General features: G+C 67.1%; 14 protein-coding genes. 11 read left to right on the forward strand and 3 right to left on the reverse strand.

The window, feature by feature from the left end; translation table 11 throughout:
- Positions 1-30 precede the first annotated feature (30 nt).
- A complete protein-coding gene (locus AC1RIF_RS26650; protein WP_492604395.1) occupies positions 31-1,332 on the forward strand; it encodes an MFS transporter in 1,302 nt (433 codons plus the stop codon).
- Between the two features lie 14 nt (positions 1,333-1,346).
- On the opposite strand, the gene ilvD is transcribed toward AC1RIF_RS26650, so the two are convergent.
- Positions 1,347-3,059, reverse strand: a complete 1,713-nt coding sequence (ilvD, locus tag AC1RIF_RS26655) for a dihydroxy-acid dehydratase (RefSeq protein WP_492604396.1) — start codon at positions 3,057-3,059, stop codon at positions 1,347-1,349.
- Positions 3,056-4,774: a flavin-containing monooxygenase gene (locus AC1RIF_RS26660; RefSeq protein WP_492604397.1), complete on the reverse strand. Its 1,719-nt coding sequence runs from the start codon at positions 4,772-4,774 to the stop codon at positions 3,056-3,058. The genes ilvD and AC1RIF_RS26660 overlap by 4 nt, the downstream gene beginning before the upstream one ends.
- Before the next feature lie 97 nt (positions 4,775-4,871).
- On the opposite strand from AC1RIF_RS26660, the gene AC1RIF_RS26665 reads away from it, so the two are divergent.
- The 3 genes from AC1RIF_RS26665 to AC1RIF_RS26675 all read left to right on the forward strand — a co-directional run bounded on the left by AC1RIF_RS26665 (position 4,872) and on the right by AC1RIF_RS26675 (position 8,281).
- On the forward strand, positions 4,872-5,498 hold the full coding sequence (locus AC1RIF_RS26665) for a TetR/AcrR family transcriptional regulator (RefSeq protein ID WP_492604398.1): 627 nt from the start codon (positions 4,872-4,874) through the stop codon (positions 5,496-5,498).
- Between the two features lie 82 nt (positions 5,499-5,580).
- Complete coding sequence (locus tag AC1RIF_RS26670; protein ID WP_492604399.1) at positions 5,581-6,561, forward strand: alpha/beta hydrolase; 981 nt, start codon at positions 5,581-5,583, stop codon at positions 6,559-6,561.
- Positions 6,554-8,281: an N-acyl-D-amino-acid deacylase family protein gene (locus AC1RIF_RS26675; RefSeq protein WP_492604400.1), complete on the forward strand. Its 1,728-nt coding sequence runs from the start codon at positions 6,554-6,556 to the stop codon at positions 8,279-8,281. The genes AC1RIF_RS26670 and AC1RIF_RS26675 overlap by 8 nt, the downstream gene beginning before the upstream one ends.
- A gap of 85 nt (positions 8,282-8,366) precedes the next feature.
- Here the strand turns inward: AC1RIF_RS26675 and AC1RIF_RS26680 are convergent, their stop codons facing one another.
- Complete coding sequence (locus AC1RIF_RS26680; RefSeq protein ID WP_492604401.1) at positions 8,367-9,971, reverse strand: ABC transporter substrate-binding protein; 1,605 nt, start codon at positions 9,969-9,971, stop codon at positions 8,367-8,369.
- 532 nt (positions 9,972-10,503) lie between these two features.
- Between AC1RIF_RS26680 and AC1RIF_RS26685 the strand changes: the two genes are divergently transcribed.
- The 7 genes from AC1RIF_RS26685 to AC1RIF_RS26715 all read left to right on the forward strand — a co-directional run bounded on the left by AC1RIF_RS26685 (position 10,504) and on the right by AC1RIF_RS26715 (position 18,821).
- Positions 10,504-11,214, forward strand: a complete 711-nt coding sequence (locus AC1RIF_RS26685) for a GntR family transcriptional regulator (RefSeq protein ID WP_492604402.1) — start codon at positions 10,504-10,506, stop codon at positions 11,212-11,214.
- 258 nt (positions 11,215-11,472) lie between these two features.
- Positions 11,473-13,041 carry an amidohydrolase gene (locus AC1RIF_RS26690; protein WP_492604403.1) on the forward strand — a complete coding sequence of 523 codons (1,569 nt, stop codon included), beginning with the start codon at positions 11,473-11,475 and terminating at the stop codon, positions 13,039-13,041.
- On the forward strand, positions 13,038-14,651 hold the full coding sequence (locus tag AC1RIF_RS26695; RefSeq protein WP_492604404.1) for an ABC transporter substrate-binding protein: 1,614 nt from the start codon (positions 13,038-13,040) through the stop codon (positions 14,649-14,651). The genes AC1RIF_RS26690 and AC1RIF_RS26695 overlap by 4 nt, the downstream gene beginning before the upstream one ends.
- 64 nt (positions 14,652-14,715) lie before the next feature.
- Positions 14,716-15,669 carry an ABC transporter permease gene (locus tag AC1RIF_RS26700; RefSeq protein ID WP_492604405.1) on the forward strand — a complete coding sequence of 318 codons (954 nt, stop codon included), beginning with the start codon at positions 14,716-14,718 and terminating at the stop codon, positions 15,667-15,669.
- Positions 15,662-16,768: an ABC transporter permease gene (locus AC1RIF_RS26705; RefSeq protein ID WP_492604406.1), complete on the forward strand. Its 1,107-nt coding sequence runs from the start codon at positions 15,662-15,664 to the stop codon at positions 16,766-16,768. The genes AC1RIF_RS26700 and AC1RIF_RS26705 overlap by 8 nt, the downstream gene beginning before the upstream one ends.
- Positions 16,765-17,832 (forward strand): ABC transporter ATP-binding protein, encoded by a 1,068-nt coding sequence (locus AC1RIF_RS26710; RefSeq protein ID WP_492604407.1) that lies wholly within the window; start codon positions 16,765-16,767, stop codon positions 17,830-17,832. The genes AC1RIF_RS26705 and AC1RIF_RS26710 overlap by 4 nt, the downstream gene beginning before the upstream one ends.
- Positions 17,832-18,821: an ABC transporter ATP-binding protein gene (locus AC1RIF_RS26715; RefSeq protein ID WP_492604408.1), complete on the forward strand. Its 990-nt coding sequence runs from the start codon at positions 17,832-17,834 to the stop codon at positions 18,819-18,821. Before AC1RIF_RS26710 ends, AC1RIF_RS26715 begins: the two co-directional genes overlap by 1 nt.
- Positions 18,822-18,863: the final 42 nt, after the last annotated feature.

Here is an 18,863-nt window from a genome sequence, read left to right on the forward strand (position 1 = left end):
CAAACCAACTCTGACGAAAGCTGAAGAATCGTGACATCTCATGTTGTCGAGAGTGAACACCCCGTCCAGGGGATCGCGACGGGCATCGGCTCGAAGAAGAAGTCGCTCCTGGCGAGTGCGGTCGGGAACGTGCTGGAGTGGTACGAATGGAGCGCCTACGCGGTGTTCGCGCCGTTCATCGCCGCGGTTGTCTTCGACAACTCGAATCCGGTGTCGGCACTGCTGTCCACGCTCGCCGTCTTTGCTGTCGGGTTCCTGATGCGGCCGCTCGGCGGCATCGTGTTCGGTCGGATCGCCGACCGGCGGGGCCGGAAGTTCGTCCTGATCACCACCATGCTCATGATGGCGGGCGGCAGCCTGGTGATCGGCATCATGCCCACGTACGAGTCCGTCGGCGTCTGGGCCTCGGTGATTCTGTTGACGGCCCGCATCGTTCAGGGGTTCGCGCACGGTGGCGAGTCCGCGACCGCGTACTCGTACGTCAGCGAGATCGCGCCTCCGAATCGTCGAGGCATGTGGGGCAGCGTCGCCTTCATCGCGATCTTCGGTGGGTCCGTGCTGGCCTACTCGGTCGGCGGTGTCGTCACCTCCACGCTCTCCGAGAGCGCGGTCGCGCAGTGGGGTTGGCGTATCCCCTTCCTCATCGGCGCGGTCCTGGCGTTGGTGGCGCTGTATCTCCGCCGCAGCATGGAGGAGAGCGAGGTGTTCGATACGCAGGACACCTCGGACGACACCCGCATTCCCCGCCGGACGGTGGTCCGTGCCGTGCTGCTCATGATCGGTATGACATCCGGCATCACCGCCGCGCACTACACGTGGACGTCGTACATCTCGACCTACGCGATCACCCAGGAGGGCATGAACCCCGACACCGCCTACTGGATGCTCGTCGTCGCGCAGCTGATCGCGCTCGTATCGCTTCCGTTCTGGGGTCTGTTGTCGGACCGCATCGGTCGCCGGCCCATGCTGTTCGCGTTCGCGGGGCTGATGTTCGTGCTGCAGATCCCGCTCACCGCGATGATCACGTCGTCCGGATGGACACTGCTTCTGGCGACCACCGTCGCGCTGCTGGTCGTCTCGATTCCGGCGTCGGTCCTGTCCGCCACGCTGTCGGAGAGCTTCCCCACCAAGCTCCGGACGCAGGCCATCGGATTCGCGTACTCGATCTCCGTCGCGGTGTTCGGTGGATCCTCGCCCTACCTGAACCAACTCCTGGTGGGCCGGGGGATCGGCTGGGCCTTCAGCGTCTACATCATGGTGCTGTGTGTCTTCACCGGTATCGCGTGCCTGTTCATGAGGGAGACCAAGGGAATTCGACTCGAGAACGTCTAGGTTCCGGCCGGGGGTCAACCGCACACGGCGCCGTCGGACGCCGACCCGACGAGCTTGGTGTACTTGGCCAGGACGCCACGGGTGTAGCGCGGAGGCAGGGGCTCCCATCCGCTCCGGCGGGTGGCGAGCTCCTGCTCGTCCACCAGGAGGTCGAGTACCCCGTTCGCGACGTCGAGGCGGATCCGGTCGCCGTCGCGGACGAACGCGATCGGTCCGGCGTCGACCGCCTCGGGAGCGACGTGGCCGACACACAGGCCGGTGGTTCCGCCGGAGAACCGGCCGTCCGTCAGCAGCAGCACGTCCTTACCGAGGCCCGCACCCTTGATCGCCGCGGTGATCGCCAGCATCTCCCGCATCCCGGGTCCGCCCTTGGGACCCTCGTAACGGATCACCACGACGTCGCCGGCGGTGATCGTCCCGTCCTCGAGAGCATCCATCGCCGCACGCTCGCGGTCGAAAACCCGTGCAGTTCCCTCGAACACGGACGAATCGAACCCCGCCGACTTCACCACGGCACCGCCGGGCGCGAGCGTGCCCTTCAGAATCGTGATGCCACCCGTCGGGTGGATCGGCGAGGACAGGGCGCGCAGGACCTTGCCGTCCGGATCCGGGGGAGCGATCTCGGCGAGGTTCTCGGCCAGCGTGCGTCCGGTGACGGTGAGGCAGTCTCCGTGCAGCAGTCCGGCGTCGAGCAGGGATTTCATGATCACCGGGACGCCGCCGATCCGGTCGACGTCGATCATGACGTGCCGGCCGAACGGCTTGACGTCGGCCAGGTGTGGGACGCGAGCCCCGACGCGGGCGAAGTCGTCGAGCGTGAGCGCCACCTCGGCCTCGTGCGCGATCGCCAGTAGGTGCAGCACCGCGTTGGTGGAGCCGCCGAACGCCATGACGACGGCGATCGCGTTCTCGAACGCCTCCTTCGTCAGGATGTCCGACGTGGTGATGCCGCGGCGCAGCATCTCGACGACGGCCTGCCCACTGCGCCGGGCGAACCCGTCGCGGCGGCGGTCGGTGGCGGGAGGAGCGGCGCTGCCGGGCAGCGACATCCCCAGCGCCTCGGCCGCGCACGCCATCGTGTTGGCGGTGTACATGCCGCCGCAGGCGCCCTCGCCGGGACAGATCGCGCGTTCGATCGCATCGACGTCCTCGCGGCTCATCAGTCCGCGCGAGCAGGCGCCGACGGCCTCGAACGCGTCGATGATGGTCACTTCCTTCTCGGTGCCGTCGGACAGCTTCGCGATGCCCGGCAGGATCGAGCCCGCGTAGAGGAACACGTTGGCGAGGTTCAGTCGCGCGGCCGCCATCAGCATTCCGGGCAGCGACTTGTCGCAGCCGGCGAGCAGCACCGAGCCGTCGAGTCGCTCGGCCTGCATCACGGTCTCGACGCTGTCGGCGATCACCTCACGGGAGACGAGTGAGAAGTGCATGCCCTCGTGGCCCATCGAGATGCCGTCCGAGACCGAGATGGTGCCGAACTCGAGCGGGTAGCCGCCGGCCGCGAACACCCCGTCCTTGCACGCGTCGGCCAGGCGGTCCAGCGACAGGTTGCACGGCGTGATCTCGTTCCACGACGAACCGATCCCGATCTGCGGCTTGTCCCAGTCGTCGTCGCCCATGCCCACCGCCCGCAGCATGCCGCGCGCGGCGGTCTTCTCGAGTCCGTCCGTGACATCCCGGCTGCGCGGCTTGATGTCCGGTCCGGCGGAGTCCTTCGAAGTGGTCACGGCGCTTCTCCCAACGATCGATCGTCACGGATGGCGGTGCTTTCGTCCATGTAACCACGCTGCATCCATCCGAGTTCGGTGGTTGTGGAGAACCCTCGGTAGCCGTCCGCCGCGATCTGCGCGCACAGGTTGCGGTAGTTGCCGACGCCACCCAGGTAGGGCATGAAGATGCGGGGTTTGCCCGGAACGTTCGCACCCAGGTACCAGGAGTCGGCCTGCATGTAGAGGCTGGTCGCGGCCACGCCGGTGACATGCTCGACCCACCGGTCCTGCGCGTCGGGAGTGGCCTCCGCGAATCGCGCGCCGGTGGCCCGCATGTGGTCGAGGTACGCCACCACCCACTCGACGTGCTGCTCGATCGAGACCACGACGTTGGAGAGCACCGACGGGCTGCCGGGACCGGCGAGGACGAACAGATTGGGGAACCCGGCCACGGCGACGCCGAGGTACGAGCGCGGGCCGGCCGCCCAGGCGTCACGGAGCGCGACGCCGTCGCGGCCACGGATGTCGATGCCGTTCAGTGCCCCGGTCATGGCATCGAATCCGGTCGCGTAGACGATCATGTCGAGTTCGTGGCGGCCGGCATCGGTGTCGATCCCGTCGGGACCGATGCGCCGGATCGGTGTCGCCCGCAGGTCCACCAGCCGGACATAGTCACGGTTGAACGTCTCGTAGTAGTCGGTGCCGATGCACAGGCGCTTCGATCCCAGCGGATACCCCTTGGGGCACAGCATTTCCGCGGTCTCCTGATCTGCGACCGTCTCCCGGATGCGCGCACGGACGAACTCCGCGGCTGTCTCGTTCGCCGCGACGTCGAGCATGATGTCGCCGAACGTGTTCTGGAACGCGATGCCGCCCGCGGCCCAGCGGCTCGCGTACTCCTTGTCGCGGACCTCCGGCGCGGTTTCGAGTGCCAGCCCGACCGGCGGCGGCAGCAACCAGCCGCCGTGCGACTCGCGCAGCCGTTGCCGTCGCGCCGGGTAGTCGGCCTTGATCTCCGCCAGTTCGCCGGGCGCGAGTGGCCGGTTACGGGCAGGGATGACGAATCCGGGGGTGCGCTGGAACACCGTCAGATGGGCGGCGTGCTCCGCGATGACCGGGATCGCCTGCACCCCGGATGATCCGGTGCCGATCACACCGACCCGCTTGCCCGTGAAGTCCACGCCGTGCGTGGGCCAGTGCCCGGTGTGGTGGATCTCGCCGGCGAATGACTCCTGCCCCTCGAGGGCCGGCATCCGCGCCGACGACAAGGCGCCGGTCGCCATGATCGTCCAGCGCGCGGTCACCGCGTCGCCGCGGTCGGTGCCGATCGTCCACAGCCCGGTGCCCTCCTCGAAGCAGGCCGACGTCACCCGGGTGCCGAAGGTGATGTCCGCACGCAGGCCGAACCGGTCGGCGACGTGCTCGAGATAGCGCAGGATCTCCGGCTGGGCGGGGAAGCGCTCGGTCCACACCCACTCCTGCTGCAGGTCGTCGTCGAAGGAGTACGAGTAGTCGGCGCTGTCGACATCGCATCGGGCGCCCGGGTACCGGTTCCAGAACCACGTGCCACCCACGCCGTCACCGGCCTCGAACAGTCGCACGGTCAGGCCGCGACGGCGCAGGCTGTGCAGCGCGTACAGACCGGCGAATCCGGCGCCCACGACGACGACATCGTGGGTGGGCTCGGCGCATTCGTCGATTCCTCGCGGTTCGCGGAACGTGCTGTCGGGCATCGCGGTCGACCTCGTTTCGTGGTGGTTGGTGGGGGTCCCAGTAACATCGGTGCAGCTGTCCCGCCGATCAGGCGGGTGCGACGGGAGGCGTGCGAACGTGGATGCAGGGGTGCCGGACCGGCTGGGCAAGCCGTCGCTGCAGGACCCCGCGTCGCTGCCGAAGGGGCAGCGGGAGCGCCGTCAACGGATCGTCGACGCGGCCGGCGAACTTCTGGTGGACGACGACTTCGAGCGCATCCAGATCCGCGACGTCGCAGAACGGTCGGGTGTCGCCCTCGGGACCGTGTACCGGTACTTCACCTCCAAGGAACACCTGTACGCCGCCGTCCTGCGGGACTGGTCGGCGACCGATCCGATCACGCACGGTGGTGCGCCCGATCCGGAACTGCCTCCGGCCGAACGGATCCGGATCCGACTGCACCACTCGGTCCACCGGTTCGAGGAGTATCCGACGTATCTGCGCCTGCAGAACGTGTTGCGCCAGTCCACCGATCCGATCGTGTGCTCGTTGTTCGCGGAGTTCTCGGCGCAGGTGCTCGACTCGTACCGCGAGCAGCTGTTCGATCTGCCGGACGAGGATGCCGCGGACGTCACCGCGGTCGTGACCGCGGTGCTCGCGCACGAGCTGATCCTGTTCGGGCTCGGTCGCCAGGACGTCGCCGAGGTCCACCGACTGCTCGACCGCACCGTCGACATGATCTTTCCGCCCGCGCCGCCGCGCTGAGCCGATTCCGCCGCTGCGGTAGTTGCCGCCGGTTCCGGTGTGACCGTTGTCATGGCCACAGACTAGAGTTAGATTCTAGTTCATGACAAGAGTGGTGCAGGACAACCGAACTGAAATGGATCCCGCCCTCCAGGCCGTCGCGAATGCGGTCGCCGGTGCCGGGTTCACCCCGATGGTGGAGCTGGACCCGGACGGCGCACGTCTCCGGGTCCGCGGCGCGCTGCGGTCGTGTGCCCCCGGGCCCGAGGTCGCCTCGGTCACGACGCACACGGTGGACGAGCACGTCACGGTCCGTCTCTACCGCCCGGTGGAACCGCGGATCGCGGGGACGGTCGTCCACTTCCACGGCGGTGGTTGGGTCACCGGGGATCTCGACTACGCCGACGCCTTCTGCCGGCTGATGGCGGAGGCGACGGGTGCCGCGGTCGTCAGCGTGGACTATCGCCTCGCACCCGAGCACCCGTTCCCGGCCGCGATCGACGACGCGATGACCGCGCTGCGCTGGGTGGCCGGTGCCGCCGAGGGCCTCGACCCGCGGATCGTCGTCACCGGTGACAGCGCCGGCGGCAACCTGGCCGCGGTGTGCGCCAACCTCGTCGCCGTCGACGGTGGTATCGACCTCGTCGGACAGGTGCTCGTCTATCCGGTCGTGGATTCCGATCTCACGCGTGAGTCGTACCAGACCAGTTCGGGAGTGTTCCTCGGTGCCCGGGAGATGGAGTGGTTCCTCGACCACTACTGCCCGGATGCCGCCGAGCGGACGTCGGCGCTGCTCGCCCCGATCCGCGCCGCCGATCTCTCGGCCGTCGTCTCCACCGTGGTCGTCGTCGGAGGCCACGATCCGCTGCTCGGCGAGGGAGTCGAGTACGCCGAACGCCTCGCGGCCTCCGGTGTCACCGTGGATCTGCTGGACTACCCATCCCTCCCACACGGATTCCTCCAGTTCACCGCGGTCTCGGCCACTGCACGCGACGCGGCGGACAGGATCGCGGCCGTCGCCGCCCGGCTGCTCGAAACCGATGACACCGAGCAGGATTCGATCGGAGGTGAAGAGCATGCATGATCTGGTGATCCGGGGAGGTCTCGTGGTGGACGGGACGGGGACGCCGCCCCGTACAGCGGACGTGGCCGTCGACGCCGGCCGCATCACGCTGGTCGGTGCGGTCACCGAGCCGGGACGGCGCGAGATCGACGCGTCCGGCCGGCTCGTCACGCCCGGCTTCGTCGACATCCACACACACTACGACGGCCAGGTGACCTGGGATCCGCTGCTGACGCCGTCGTCGCTGCACGGTGTGACCACGGTGGTGATGGGCAACTGCGGTGTGGGATTCGCGCCCGTCGCCCCCGAACAACGAGACTGGCTGATCAGCCTGATGGAGGGCGTCGAGGATATTCCCGGAAGCGTTCTGGCGGAAGGGATGACGTGGAACTGGGAGACCTTTCCCGACTACCTCGACGCGATCGACACCCCGCACGCGATCGACTTCGCGGCGCAGCTGCCGCACGGCGCGCTGCGCACGTACGTGATGGGCCGTCGTGGCGGCGACCACCTCGCCCGGCCCACCGATGCCGAGATGGAGCGGATGCGCGACCTCGTGGCCGAGGCGGTCGAGGCCGGCGCGCTGGGCTGGTCGACGTCCCGGTCCGCGGTCCACAAGACGTCCAACGGTGAGCCGACACCCAGCCTGACCGCGTCGCGGGAGGAACTGACCGGTCTCGCACTCGGCCTCGCGAAGGCCGGCGGCGGCGTCATCGACTTCATCTCGGATTTCATGGACGAGCCGGAGGAGATGGAGCTGGTCGGGGCGATCGTCGAGGCCTCCCAGCGGCCGATGTCGGTGTCGGTCGTGCAGAGCGACCGGGTCCCGGACAAGTGGCGTTCGCTGCTCGACGGATTGGCAGAAGTGTCCGCGCAGCACAATGTTCCGATCACCGGACAGGTCGCTCCGCGGGCCGTGGGGGTGATGTTGGGCTGGGAACTGAGCTGGCATCCGTTCATGGCGCATCCCGGCTACACGCCACTCGCGGACCTGCCCCGTGCGGAGCGGGTGGCACAGTTGCGGCGTCCGGAGGTCCGCGCCGCGCTCCTCGCCGAGCGCCCGGTAACCGACAGTGAGTTCGTCGAGCGGCTCTCCACCCGGTTCGATCAGGTCTATCTGCTCGGTGATCCGCCGAACTACGAACCGGGGCCGGGTGACTCGGTGGCGGCGCTCGCGGAGCGGGCCGGCCTCGCGCCCGCCGAAGTGGCGTACGACGCGATGACGGCGCAAGGCGGCAGGGGGCTGCTCTACTTCCCGATGCTCAACTACGCGGCCGGCAATCTCGACGCGGTGCGGGAGATGATCGCCCGCCCGGACACCGTGCCCGCGCTCGGCGACGGCGGCGCACACTGCGGCGCGATCTGCGACGCGAGTTTTCCGACGACGCTGCTCACGCACTGGGGACGAGATCGTAAGCAGGGTGGTCTCTTTCCCGTCGAGTGGCTGGTCAAGAGGCATACCGCCGACACCGCCGCCGTCGTCGGCCTGCTCGACCGCGGACAGGTCCGGCCGGGCTACCGTGCCGACCTCAACGTCATCGACTTCGACCGGCTGCAGGCCGACCATCCGGAGGTGCTCTACGACCTGCCGACGGGTGGGCGTCGTCTGATGCAGACCGCCAGTGGTTACGTCGCGACGGTCGTCGCCGGCGAGGTGGTGGTCGAGAACGGCAAGCACACCGGTGCGCTGCCGGGACGGCTGGTGCGCGGTGGGCGACCGGCGCCGGTCGCGGCCGTCTGAACCGGCGCACACGGCGAAGGCCCCGCCGCTCGAGATCTCGAGCGGCGGGGCCTTCGCCGTGTCCGGTGCCAGGTCGTGGAACCGATCAGTTCTTCTTGAATGCCTTGTCGAACAGGATGATGCCGTCGACGGTCGGGTTCGCGCGGTACACGTTCTCCGACCACCCGACGAAGTTGGTTCCGGCGCCCCAGGAGAGGAACGGCTGGTCGGTGTTCACGAGGTTCTGGATGTCGTTCACCGCGGCCAGCTTGGTGGGCTGGTCGGGAGCCGAGAGCACCTTGCCGAGCAACTCGTCCATCTGCGGATTCTTGTAGCTCAGGATGTTGTTCGTCGATGTGCTGGACAGCGAGCTGAACAACCGGATCTCGGGTGCGACGTCAGAGATGCTGTAGGCGCCGAAGCTCATGTCGTAGTTGCGGTCGACGTAGAGTCGCTTGACCATGTCGGTGATGTTGCTGGTGGTCTCGAGTGCGACGTCGAAGCCGACGGCGTTCATCTGGGCCTGTACGGCCAGCGCGATCTGCTGCGCGTTGGGCTCGTTGACGCCCACGTAGGTGATCTTTCCGTCGAAGCCGTCGGCCTTGGCCTGCTCCACCAGTTCCTTGGCCTTGGCCGCATCGGTGGTGACGCCGTCGGTGTCGCCGTGCCACTCCGACCACGGCTGGAACATGTCCGTACCCGGCATGCCCTCGCCGCTGCGCGCACGCTGATCCAGGACCTCGGGATCGACGGCGTAGGCGATCGCCTGGCGAACCCGAGGATCGGCCGCGGGACGGCCCTCGGCGCCGTTGAGCTGGCCGACCATCGACATGCTCACCGTCTCGATGTACCCCGGGAACTGGTCCTTGGCCGCGTTCACGGTCTCGGCGTTGCGGAGATAGATCATGTCGACACCGTTGGTCTTCAGGGCATCGACCTTGGGTTGCTCCGCCGCGATGGCGACGAACTTCAGGCCGTCGAGATTCGGCGCGCCACCCCAGTAGTCCGGGCGGGCCTTCAACTGGAGTTCCTGCTGCGGCTGCAGGCTCTCGACAGTGAAGGGGCCGGCGCCGATCGGCGTGAACTTGTCACCCTGCTGCGAGGACGGCGCGACGATCATGCCGTGCCCGTACGCGAGCATGGCCGGGAACGTCCGCCACGGCTGGTTGAGCGTGAAGACGACGGTCGACGGATCCTTGGCCTCCGTGTTGGTGACCATCTGGGTGTACACCTGCGAGTTGGCACCGCGGCGCTGGTTGTAGCGGTTGATGCTCGTTACGACCGCGTTCGCGTCCAACGGTGTGCCGTCACTGAACGTCACGTTGTCGCGGAGCTTCAGCGTCCACGTCAGGTGATCGGCACTCTCCTCGAACGACTTCGCGAGCTGCGGCTCGAAGGTCTGTGTCCCGGTGTCGTAGCGCATCAGCACGTCGTACACCGCGGCCATCTCGGTACCGCCCGTCGCGCCGGCGGGCTGCGTCGCCGTCGGATCGAGACTCGACACCGGTGCGTAGACGGCGTAACTGAGGGTGCCGCCCGCCACGGGGGTGCCGCCGTCGCCCTGGTCGCCCAGGATGCCGAAAGCGGTGGTCGTCGTGCCGGAAGACCCGGCGTCGTCGGATCCCTCGGCGCTCGCGCAGCCGGCCAGTGCGACCGCGCTGACGACGGCTACTGCCAGCGTGCGGCCGAGCCTTCTCGAATACTTACTCATGAACCAACCTCCACGCTTTCGGGGTCGACGCTTGCCCGTCGGTACGAGCCAGGGACGCGTCCGCATGATCGAGTTGAATCTCGGGACTCGACAGGGCTGCGTGCCCGGCCGCCGAGTGCCGGTCGCATCAGAATTCGATGCAACCGGGGTCGTTGCAGAATCGGACTCTAGCCTCCCGAACGGACGGCCACAAGGAATCGAACGAACTGATGATTCCGCAGCGTTGCAGCGGTATTCGGCGGGTCCGAGCAGTCGATGGGTGGACGCATGCGCACGGAACCTGGGGCAGCGAACGAGCAAACCGAAATGAATTCCAGCGAAAACCTTGTGGAATTCAGAAGCGTGTCCTAGATTGGCCAGGCGCAGGTTTGTATAGACAAAGTTCTCGTACCTTTCACGAGGGTGTCCGGCGGGTTGTGGCCGGGTCCCCGCGTGACCGATGGCGGCTGGCGTCAGACGGGAGGTTTCTTCCGATGTACCAGGTAGTGAGTGCGTTACCCGCGGCCCGCGGCGGTCGGAGAGCCTCCGTTCCGTGACGGACCCGCAGCACGTCCTGCTCGCGCAGGAACTGATCTCGCGGATCCAGTCCGGAGAGTTCGGGATCGGTGACAAACTACCGACCGAGCTCGAGTTGTGCGAGAGCAGGTCGCTCGCGCGAGGGACCGTGCGGCAGGCGCTCAGGCATCTCGAGGACGCGGGGATGATCAGTCGCCGCCGGGGTGCCGGCACGACCGTCGAGTCACCTGCCCCCGTGACCGGGCACCAGGCGTTCGTCACCAGTGCGGTCGGTCTGCTCGCCTTCGTCCAGCGCACGAAGATCGTGGATCCGGTTGCCAATGAAGTTGTGGCAGACGGAGAATTGGTGGACCGATTGGGCGTCCCGCTGGGATCGCAGTGGTACCGCGTGGTCGGCGCCCGCGTCGTGCGCGGGTCCTTGTTGCCGCCGGTTTGTTGGAGCGAACTCTATCTCCGAGCGGACCTTCCTCACCGCCGGATGATTCTCACCGGCCGGTTCGACATCGGCAATCTCGTGCGGCAGCGCATCGAGCAGCTGGTGACCGCGTCGGTTTTGGCGCCGCCTATCGCTCGTGCGCTGGGCGCGGAGAACGGTAGTGCGGCTTTGGTTGTCACGCACCGGCACGTCGATTCGAGTGGCACGCTCGAGGCCGTCGGGCAGCATACGCATCCCGCGGACCGGTACCGCATCACGACCTACGTGGGTGCGCACCTGTCGACCGATTGACAGGTGCGGACCCACTCGCACGGCCTTCGCGAAAGCTACTCGGGAGTATGTCGGCCCCGGATGATGACATGAATTCTATTGTGCGCTAGCCTCTTCGAAACGCATGTGACGCACATCTCACCAGGGGGTCCAGTGTTCGACCGTAGATCGACGACCACGGCCCACACAGGCGTCGACCGCATCTACACCGCTGGGGTCGTACGGCCGATGACCGGCTCGGGTTCTGTCACGGCCTTCGCGGTCACGGATGGGCGGTTCGTGGCGGTCGGCTCGGACACCGAGATTCTCGCGCTGGCCGGATCCGATACCGAAAGGGTGGATCTGCAGGGCCGCACGGTGGTTCCGGGGTTCATCGAAACCCATGTGCACCCGCATATGTCGGGCATGAACAGCGCCACCGTCGATGCCGGCTCGGATGCCTGCCCGGACATCGACTCCCTCCTCGGGGCACTGTCGGCGCGTGCGGCGGAGACGGCGCCGGGTCGACCGGTCGTGGCGTCGGGCTTCGACGACAGCCTGGTCGCGGAGGACCGTGGATTGACCGTCGCGGACCTCGACCGCGCGAGCGACGACCATCCGATCGTGGTGCGGCACCTGTCCGGACACGGCGTGTACGTCAACTCCTTCGTGCTCCGGGACAGAGGAATCGGCCGCGCCACGCCCGACCCCGAGGGCGGTGTCGTCGTGCGTGACGCCGCGGGCGATCCGACCGGAGAGTTCCGGGAGATCCCTGCGATGCGACTGGTCGTCGCACCGGAGGAGACGATGCCGACCGGGGAGGAACTCGACCGCGGACTGCGGCTCGCGCTGGATCGGATGGCGGCCGTCGGTGTCACGAGCTTCCACGACATGTTCGTCACGCCCGTCATGAGTGACTCGTATCGGCGACTGCTCGCCTCGGGTGAGCTCACGCTCCGCGGCCGGTTGTATGCGGGATTCGGCATGCTCGACGGTTTCACGGTCGAGGACGACGCGGACGTCGCCGACGACGACCGACTCGCCGTCGGGGGCGTGAAGCTGATCTCGGACGGCTCGATCCAGCTGCACACGGGCGCACTGTCGGAGCCCTATCACGATCTCGGCGGGTGTCACTGCGGTGAGATGGCGATTCCGCCGGTCGATCTCGACGACATGGTGACCCGCTGCCACACGGCGGGGCGTCAGGTCGCGATCCACACCAACGGTGATCGCGCCATCGACCTTGCCCTCGATGCGATCGAGAAGGCGGTGGCCGCTTCGGGAGGCGCGTCGCTGCCGGGCGGTCTGCAACATCGACTCGAGCACGTTCAGACGCTTCGCAAGGACCAGATCCTGCGGATGCGTGAGCTCGGCGTCTCGGCGTCGGTGTTCGTCAATCACGTGTACTACTGGGGCGATCGGCACAGGGACCGCTTCCTCGGTCCGGAGCGGGGCAGCAGGATCAGCCCGCTCGCGTCCATTTGCGCGGCCGACGTGCCGTTCGCACTGCACTGCGACAGCCCGGTCACCCCGGTCGATCCGTTGTTCACGATCGACACGGCCGTCAACCGGACCACGCGCGGTGGAGTTGTCCTCGGTCCCGAGGAACGTATCGACGCGACGACCGCGCTGGCGGGGTACACCTCGTCGGCTGCCCGGCTCGGAGGCGAATCCGCCGTGAAGGGTGCGATCGCGCCCGGCCTCGTCGCGGACTTCGTGGTTCTCGACGACGATCCGACGACCTGCGACCCGGCACGGATCAAGGACATCACGGTGCTGGCGACGGTCGTCGCCGACCGGATCGTGTACTCGTGCGACCCGGACTTTTCCCAGTCGCACAGCGACTTCGACGGAAGCAGGCAGGCATGACGCGTTCTTCGCTCACTCGGGCCGGACGGCTGGTCACCGCGCTCGCCGCCGCGACCGCCCTGCTGGCCGGTTGCGCCGGCGGCGGGTCGGGTTCGGCGACCGACGCCTCCGAGGTGCGCTCCGGGATCGTGGGGGAGCAACCGGACGGTGGCGATCCGCAGTCCGGGGGCACCGTCTCGTACGCCACCTACAACGGGGTGAGCAGTCTCGACCCGGCGGACCGTCAGGACGGCGGTGCCACCGGCGGTAGCGAGATGGCGGCGATCTACGACCTGTTGGTGCGCTACGACGCCGAAACGAAGGAGTACCAGCCGCAACTCGCGCAGTCGCTGACCGCGAACGCCGACAACACGGTGTGGACGTTGACGCTGCGGCCGGGCGCGAAGTTCAGCGACGGCACACCGGTGGACGCCGCCGCGGTGCAGTGGAGCATCAACCACTACCTGGAGAAGAAGGGCACCCACAGCCAGGTGTGGAAGGCGAGCGTCGCCGACGTCCGGTCGCCGGATCCGGCCACGGTGGTGTTCACACTGAAGCAGGCGTGGAACGAGTTCCCGATCATGTTCACCACCGGGCCCGGCATGATCGTGGCGCCGTCGTCGATGGCGACCGGTACCTTCTCCCCGGTCGGCGCCGGCCCGTTCCGGGTCGAGAAGTTCGCCTCCCAGGACGAACTGGTGCTGGCGGCGAGCCCGTCGTACTGGAACGGCAAGCCGCACCTGGACAAGCTGCGCTTCCCGGCGATCGTCAGTGAGCAGGGCAAGCTCGACGCCCTGCACACGGGCGGCGTCCAGGTCGCATATCTCCGTGGTGCAGAAGCGGTTCACAGCGCCCTCGACGCGGGCGATACCGGTTTCGTCTACACCTTCAACATGGGCGGCGTCGGACTCATCAATCAGCGTGAGGGCCGCGCAGGCTCGGACGAGCGGGTGCGCAAGGCGATCGTGGCCGGGGTCAACCCCGAGACCTTCAACCAGCGGGTCGAGGCCGGACAGGGACTGCCCGGTAGCGACATGTTCCAGACGGGGTCGCGGTGGCACGGCGATGTCGCCGGCACCGGTTACGACCCGGAGGCGGCGAAGAAGTACCTCGCCGAGGCCAAGGCCGACGGGTACGACGGCAGACTCACCTACGTCGGGCTCAACGATCCGCAGACGCAGCGCAGCGCCCTCGCGTTCCAGTCGATGCTCCAGGCGGTCGGATTCACCGTCGACATCGTGTACGCGACCAGCATCAACGATCTCGTGAAGAGGACGTACGCGCAGTTCGACTACGACATCGCCTATTCGGCGTTCAACGTCCTCGACGAGTCACCGTTCGTGCGCCTGTACGGCAACCTCTTCAGCGAATCGCCCTCCAACGCCCTCGGCTACAAGAACCCGGAGATGGACGCGCTGCTCGGCAAGCTGCAGACCGCCCCGACGGACGAGGCCCGCCTCGGGGTCGTCGAGGAAATGCAGACCCTGGTGAACGAGACCTCCCCGATGGTCACGGTCAGCACCGGGAAGTTCTTCATCCCGTGGAGCAAGAACGTCCACGGCATCACGCCCAGCGCCGACGGCATCATGCTCTTCGGAAGTGCTTGGCTCACGGCAGATTCGGCTTCCTAGCCGTCGATCTGCCCATACCGACAGCAAGGATGCTCATGTACTTCAGGAAGGAGGCGGTGCGAAGATGGCGAGAACAGTGATCAATAAGATCGTCGAGTTGATCGTCGTGCTCTTCATCGTCAGTCTCGGAACGTTCGCGCTCGTGTCACTCATTCCGGGTGACCCCTCCGTTGCGATGTTGGGCGAGGGGCGCACACCCGAGGAGTACGCGCAGGCGCGGCAGGACATGGGGCTGAACGACCCCTTCCTGACTCGATACTGGGACTGGCTGTCCGGCGCACTGCAGGGCGACCTCGGGAACTCGATGGTGCCACCGCAGGGACCGGTGACCGAGAGCATCGGTGCCGCTTTGCCGGTCAGTATCCAGCTCGCCGTGATGGGACTGTTCATCGCGATCGTCGTGGCGGTGCCGCTGGCGATGTACTCGGCCCGCCATCAGGGCGGGTGGATCGACCGCGCGATCAGCGCATGCACGTTCGGTGTGCTGTCGATCCCGAGCTTCCTGTCGGGTCTGCTGCTGATCATGGTGATGGTCAACTACCTCGGCTGGTTCCCGCGTTCGCAGTGGGTGCGGGTGTCCGAGGGGCTCGGCGAGAACCTCTACCATGCGATCCTGCCGGCGATCACGATCAGTCTGCTCGAGATGGCGATGTTCATCCGAATCCTGCGCAGCGACCTGGTGATGACGTTGAAGGAGAACTTCATCCTCGTCGCGAAGGCGAAGGGCATGTCGAATGCGCGGCTGCTGTTCAGCGACGCCCTGCGGCCGTCGTCGTTCTCCCTCATCACGATGCTCGGCATCGTGCTCGGGTCGATGATCGGTAGCACCGTGATCGTCGAGACGCTGTTCTCGTTGCCGGGCATGGGTTCGCTGATCGTGCGCGCGGCCCAACAGGGTGACATGCCGATGGTGCAGGGTGCGGTTCTGGTGATCGCCGTGATCTACGTGGTGGCCAACGGCGTCATCGACATCGCCTACGGATACCTCGACCCAAGGAGCCGACGAGTCCATGTCTGAGATCAAGACCGACGACATCGAAATGCCGGCCGTCACCGGCCGGGTGCTCGACGATGCGAACGCGGAAGAGCTGGCGAACGCGTCGGATCTCGCCGAGCGCCGCAACCTCTACCGGATCGGGACGATCCTCACCGTCGTGGGCGTGATCGCGGCGGGTGTGGGTCTGGCGCCGATGCTGATGATGGGCGCGCGGGTCGCGATCTTCGTGATCGGGCTCATCGCGCTGTACATGGGCGTGCGTCGGCTCGGGCTCGCGCGGTTCGGATCCGACTTCGACCTCACCTTCGTCCTGTCGTGTGCCTGGTTGACAGTGCTGATCGTGGCCGCGATCGCGGCTCCGCTGCTGCCGCTGGCCGAGCACGAGGACACCACCAAGACGCTCAGCGCGAAGAGCTACGCCGAGCCGAGCCTGTTCTCGGCCCACCCGCTGGGCACCAACAACTTCGGGCTCGACATGCTCGCCCGTTCGATCTACGGCGCCCGGTCGTCTCTGATCGTCGCGGTCGCCGCGGTCGCGATCGGCATCCTGGTCGGCGGCGCGATCGGCATCCTGGCCGGCTACTTCGGTGGCAAGGTCGACCGGATGATCGGGGTGTTCACGAACTCGCTCCTCGCGGTGCCGGCGCTGATCCTGCTGATCGCCCTCGCTTCGGTCCTCGAGCCGAACCTGCGGAACGTCTCGTTCGCCCTCGCGGTGCTCGCGATTCCGAGCATGGTCCGAATAGCGAGAGCCAACACCCTGGTGTTCTCGCAACGCGAATTCGTCTTGGCGGCACGAGCGATGGGCGCCACCAGATGGCGGGTCATGGTCCGGGAGATCGCACCGAACGTCGCGCTACCCCTGCTGTCGCTCGGCATGGTCATGATCTCGGTCATGATCGTCGCGGAAGCATCGCTGAGCTTCCTCGGACTCGGCATCCAGCCCCCCTCTCCGACGTGGGGCAACATGATCTCCGAGGGGCAGGGCAACGTCTTCGAACAGCATCCGTACATCGTGCTGGTGCCCGGTCTGTTCCTGTTTCTGACGGTGTTCGCTTTCAACATGGTCGGCGAGAAGGCCCAGAAGAAGACCGGCGGCGCCCGGGAGGTGAAACTGTGAGCAGCAACGAACCGATCCTGACGGTCGACGACGTGTCCACCAGGTTCCGCACCAAGCGAGGACAGCTCCGTGCCGTGGAAGGAGTGTCTCTCGAGCTCGACGCCGGGGAGACACTCGGCCTGGTCGGCGAATCCGGTTCCGGTAAATCCGTTCTGGGGCAGACCATCATGGGTCTGGTCTCCAGCGGAGGCGGCACCACTGTCACCGGCAAGGTGCAGTTCATGGGCCGGGACATGCAGGCGCTGACTCGTAAGGAACAGCAGCAGATGTGGGGCAAGGACATCGCCATGGTGTTCCAGGACCCGATGTCGGCGCTGAACCCGTTCAAGCGGATCGGCACGCACATCACCGAGTCGCTGCGGGCGCATCTCGGGCTGGACAAGGCCCAGGCCCGCGAACGGGCGATCGAACTGCTGCGCAAGGTCCGGATCCCCGAGCCGACCCGTCGGATCGACCAGTACCCGCACGAGTTGTCCGGCGGTATGCGTCAGCGCGTGGTCATCGCGATGGCGCTGGCGTGCGATCCGAAACTGACGATCGCGGACGAACCCACCACTGCACTGGACGTCACGGTCCAGAAGCAGATCCTCGAGCTCCTCGACTCCCTGCGCACCGAGATGGGCATGGCGGGCATCCTCGTCAGCCACGATCTCGGAGTCGTTGCCGGACAGACGGATCGGGTCGCCGTCATGTACGCGGGCCGGATCGTCGAGACCGCACCGACCCGGCAACTGTTCGCCGGCCCGCGCCACCCGTACACCGAGGCGCTGCTCGCCGCGGTGCCCCGGCTCGAGCAGGAACCCCACACCCGACTCGAATCCATCGACGGTGGCCTGCCGGACATGACGAAGCCACCGACGGGTTGCTCGTTCGCGTCCCGCTGCAAGTACACGCAGCCCAAGTGCCGGGAGGTCGTGCCGACCCTCACCGCCGCCCCGGACACCGTCGGAGCACGCCATCCACACGAAGTGGCCTGCCATTTCCCGCTGGACGGCGTCGCGGACCTCGGAGTGCCCCGAGTCGTGAGCACAGCAGATCGTGAGCTTGAAGTGGAGACCATCTGATGGCCGGTAGTGGAGTTGCGCACCTGCGCAAGGACGACAAGCCCGTGCTCGCGGTGGAGAACCTCGTCGTGGAGTTCCCCGCCGGACGCGGCCAGACGGTGCACGCCGTCTCGAACATCAGCTTCGACCTGCTCCCGGGCGAAACCCTCGGCATCGTTGGCGAATCCGGCTGCGGCAAGTCCACTGCCGGCCGCGCCGTCCTGCAACTGCCTGCGCCCAAGTCGGGCAGCGTGGAGATCGACGGCATCGAGCTCACGACGCTCGGTCCGTCCGCGCTGCGCAAGATCCGGGCACAGATGCAGATGATCATGCAGGACCCGATCTCGTCGCTGAACCCGCGCCGCAAGGTCAAGCATCTCGTCACCGAGGGGCCGCGCATGTGGGGTCAGCGGAACAAGGAACGCCTCGACAATATGGGGCGTGAACTCCTCCAGGCCGTCGGGTTGGACCCGGACATGGTCTGGGAACGGCTCCCGGGTGAGCTGTCGGGCGGCCAGTGCCAGCGTGTGTGCATCGCCCGCGCGATGATGCTCGAGCCGAAGGTCCTCATCTGCGACGAGCCCGTCTCCAGTCTCGACGTCTCCGTCCAGGCGCAGATCCTCAACCTGCTCGAGAAGACGAAGACCGAGTTCGAGCTCACGATGATCTTCATCGCCCACAACATGGCGGTGGTCAAGAACATCAGCGACCGCGTGATGGTGATGTACCTGGGCAAGGTGTGCGAGATCACCCCGAGCCGCGACATGGAACGGCAGGCACTGCACCCGTACTCGAAGCTGTTGCTGGCATCGATCCCGGACCCGGACGTGCACCGCGGCGACGCCGACACCACCCCACAGATCGAGGGCGACCTACCCTCGCCCCTCGATCCGCCGTCCGGCTGCCGATTCCGCACCCGCTGCCCGCTGGCCACCGACCGCTGCGCGGCAGAGGAACCACTGCTACGCGAGGTGAACGACGGCCACTACGTGGCCTGCCACAACGTCTGACACATACATCATCCGCGGATTGCGCACTTGTCGCCGGAAAAC

Source organism: Prescottella sp. GW823-FHT02E09 (assembly GCF_058797375.1).

Coding starts and splice junctions, on each gene's coding strand:
- AC1RIF_RS26660 (WP_492604397.1), bottom strand. CDS start 4,774: ATGCCCGACAGCACGTTCCGCGAACCGCGAGGAATCGACGAATGCGCC.
- AC1RIF_RS26670 (WP_492604399.1), top strand. CDS start 5,581: ATGACAAGAGTGGTGCAGGACAACCGAACTGAAATGGATCCCGCCCTC.
- AC1RIF_RS26675 (WP_492604400.1), top strand. CDS start 6,554: ATGCATGATCTGGTGATCCGGGGAGGTCTCGTGGTGGACGGGACGGGG.
- AC1RIF_RS26680 (WP_492604401.1), bottom strand. CDS start 9,971: ATGAGTAAGTATTCGAGAAGGCTCGGCCGCACGCTGGCAGTAGCCGTC.
- AC1RIF_RS26695 (WP_492604404.1), top strand. CDS start 13,038: ATGACGCGTTCTTCGCTCACTCGGGCCGGACGGCTGGTCACCGCGCTC.
- AC1RIF_RS26700 (WP_492604405.1), top strand. CDS start 14,716: ATGGCGAGAACAGTGATCAATAAGATCGTCGAGTTGATCGTCGTGCTC.
- AC1RIF_RS26705 (WP_492604406.1), top strand. CDS start 15,662: ATGTCTGAGATCAAGACCGACGACATCGAAATGCCGGCCGTCACCGGC.
- AC1RIF_RS26715 (WP_492604408.1), top strand. CDS start 17,832: ATGGCCGGTAGTGGAGTTGCGCACCTGCGCAAGGACGACAAGCCCGTG.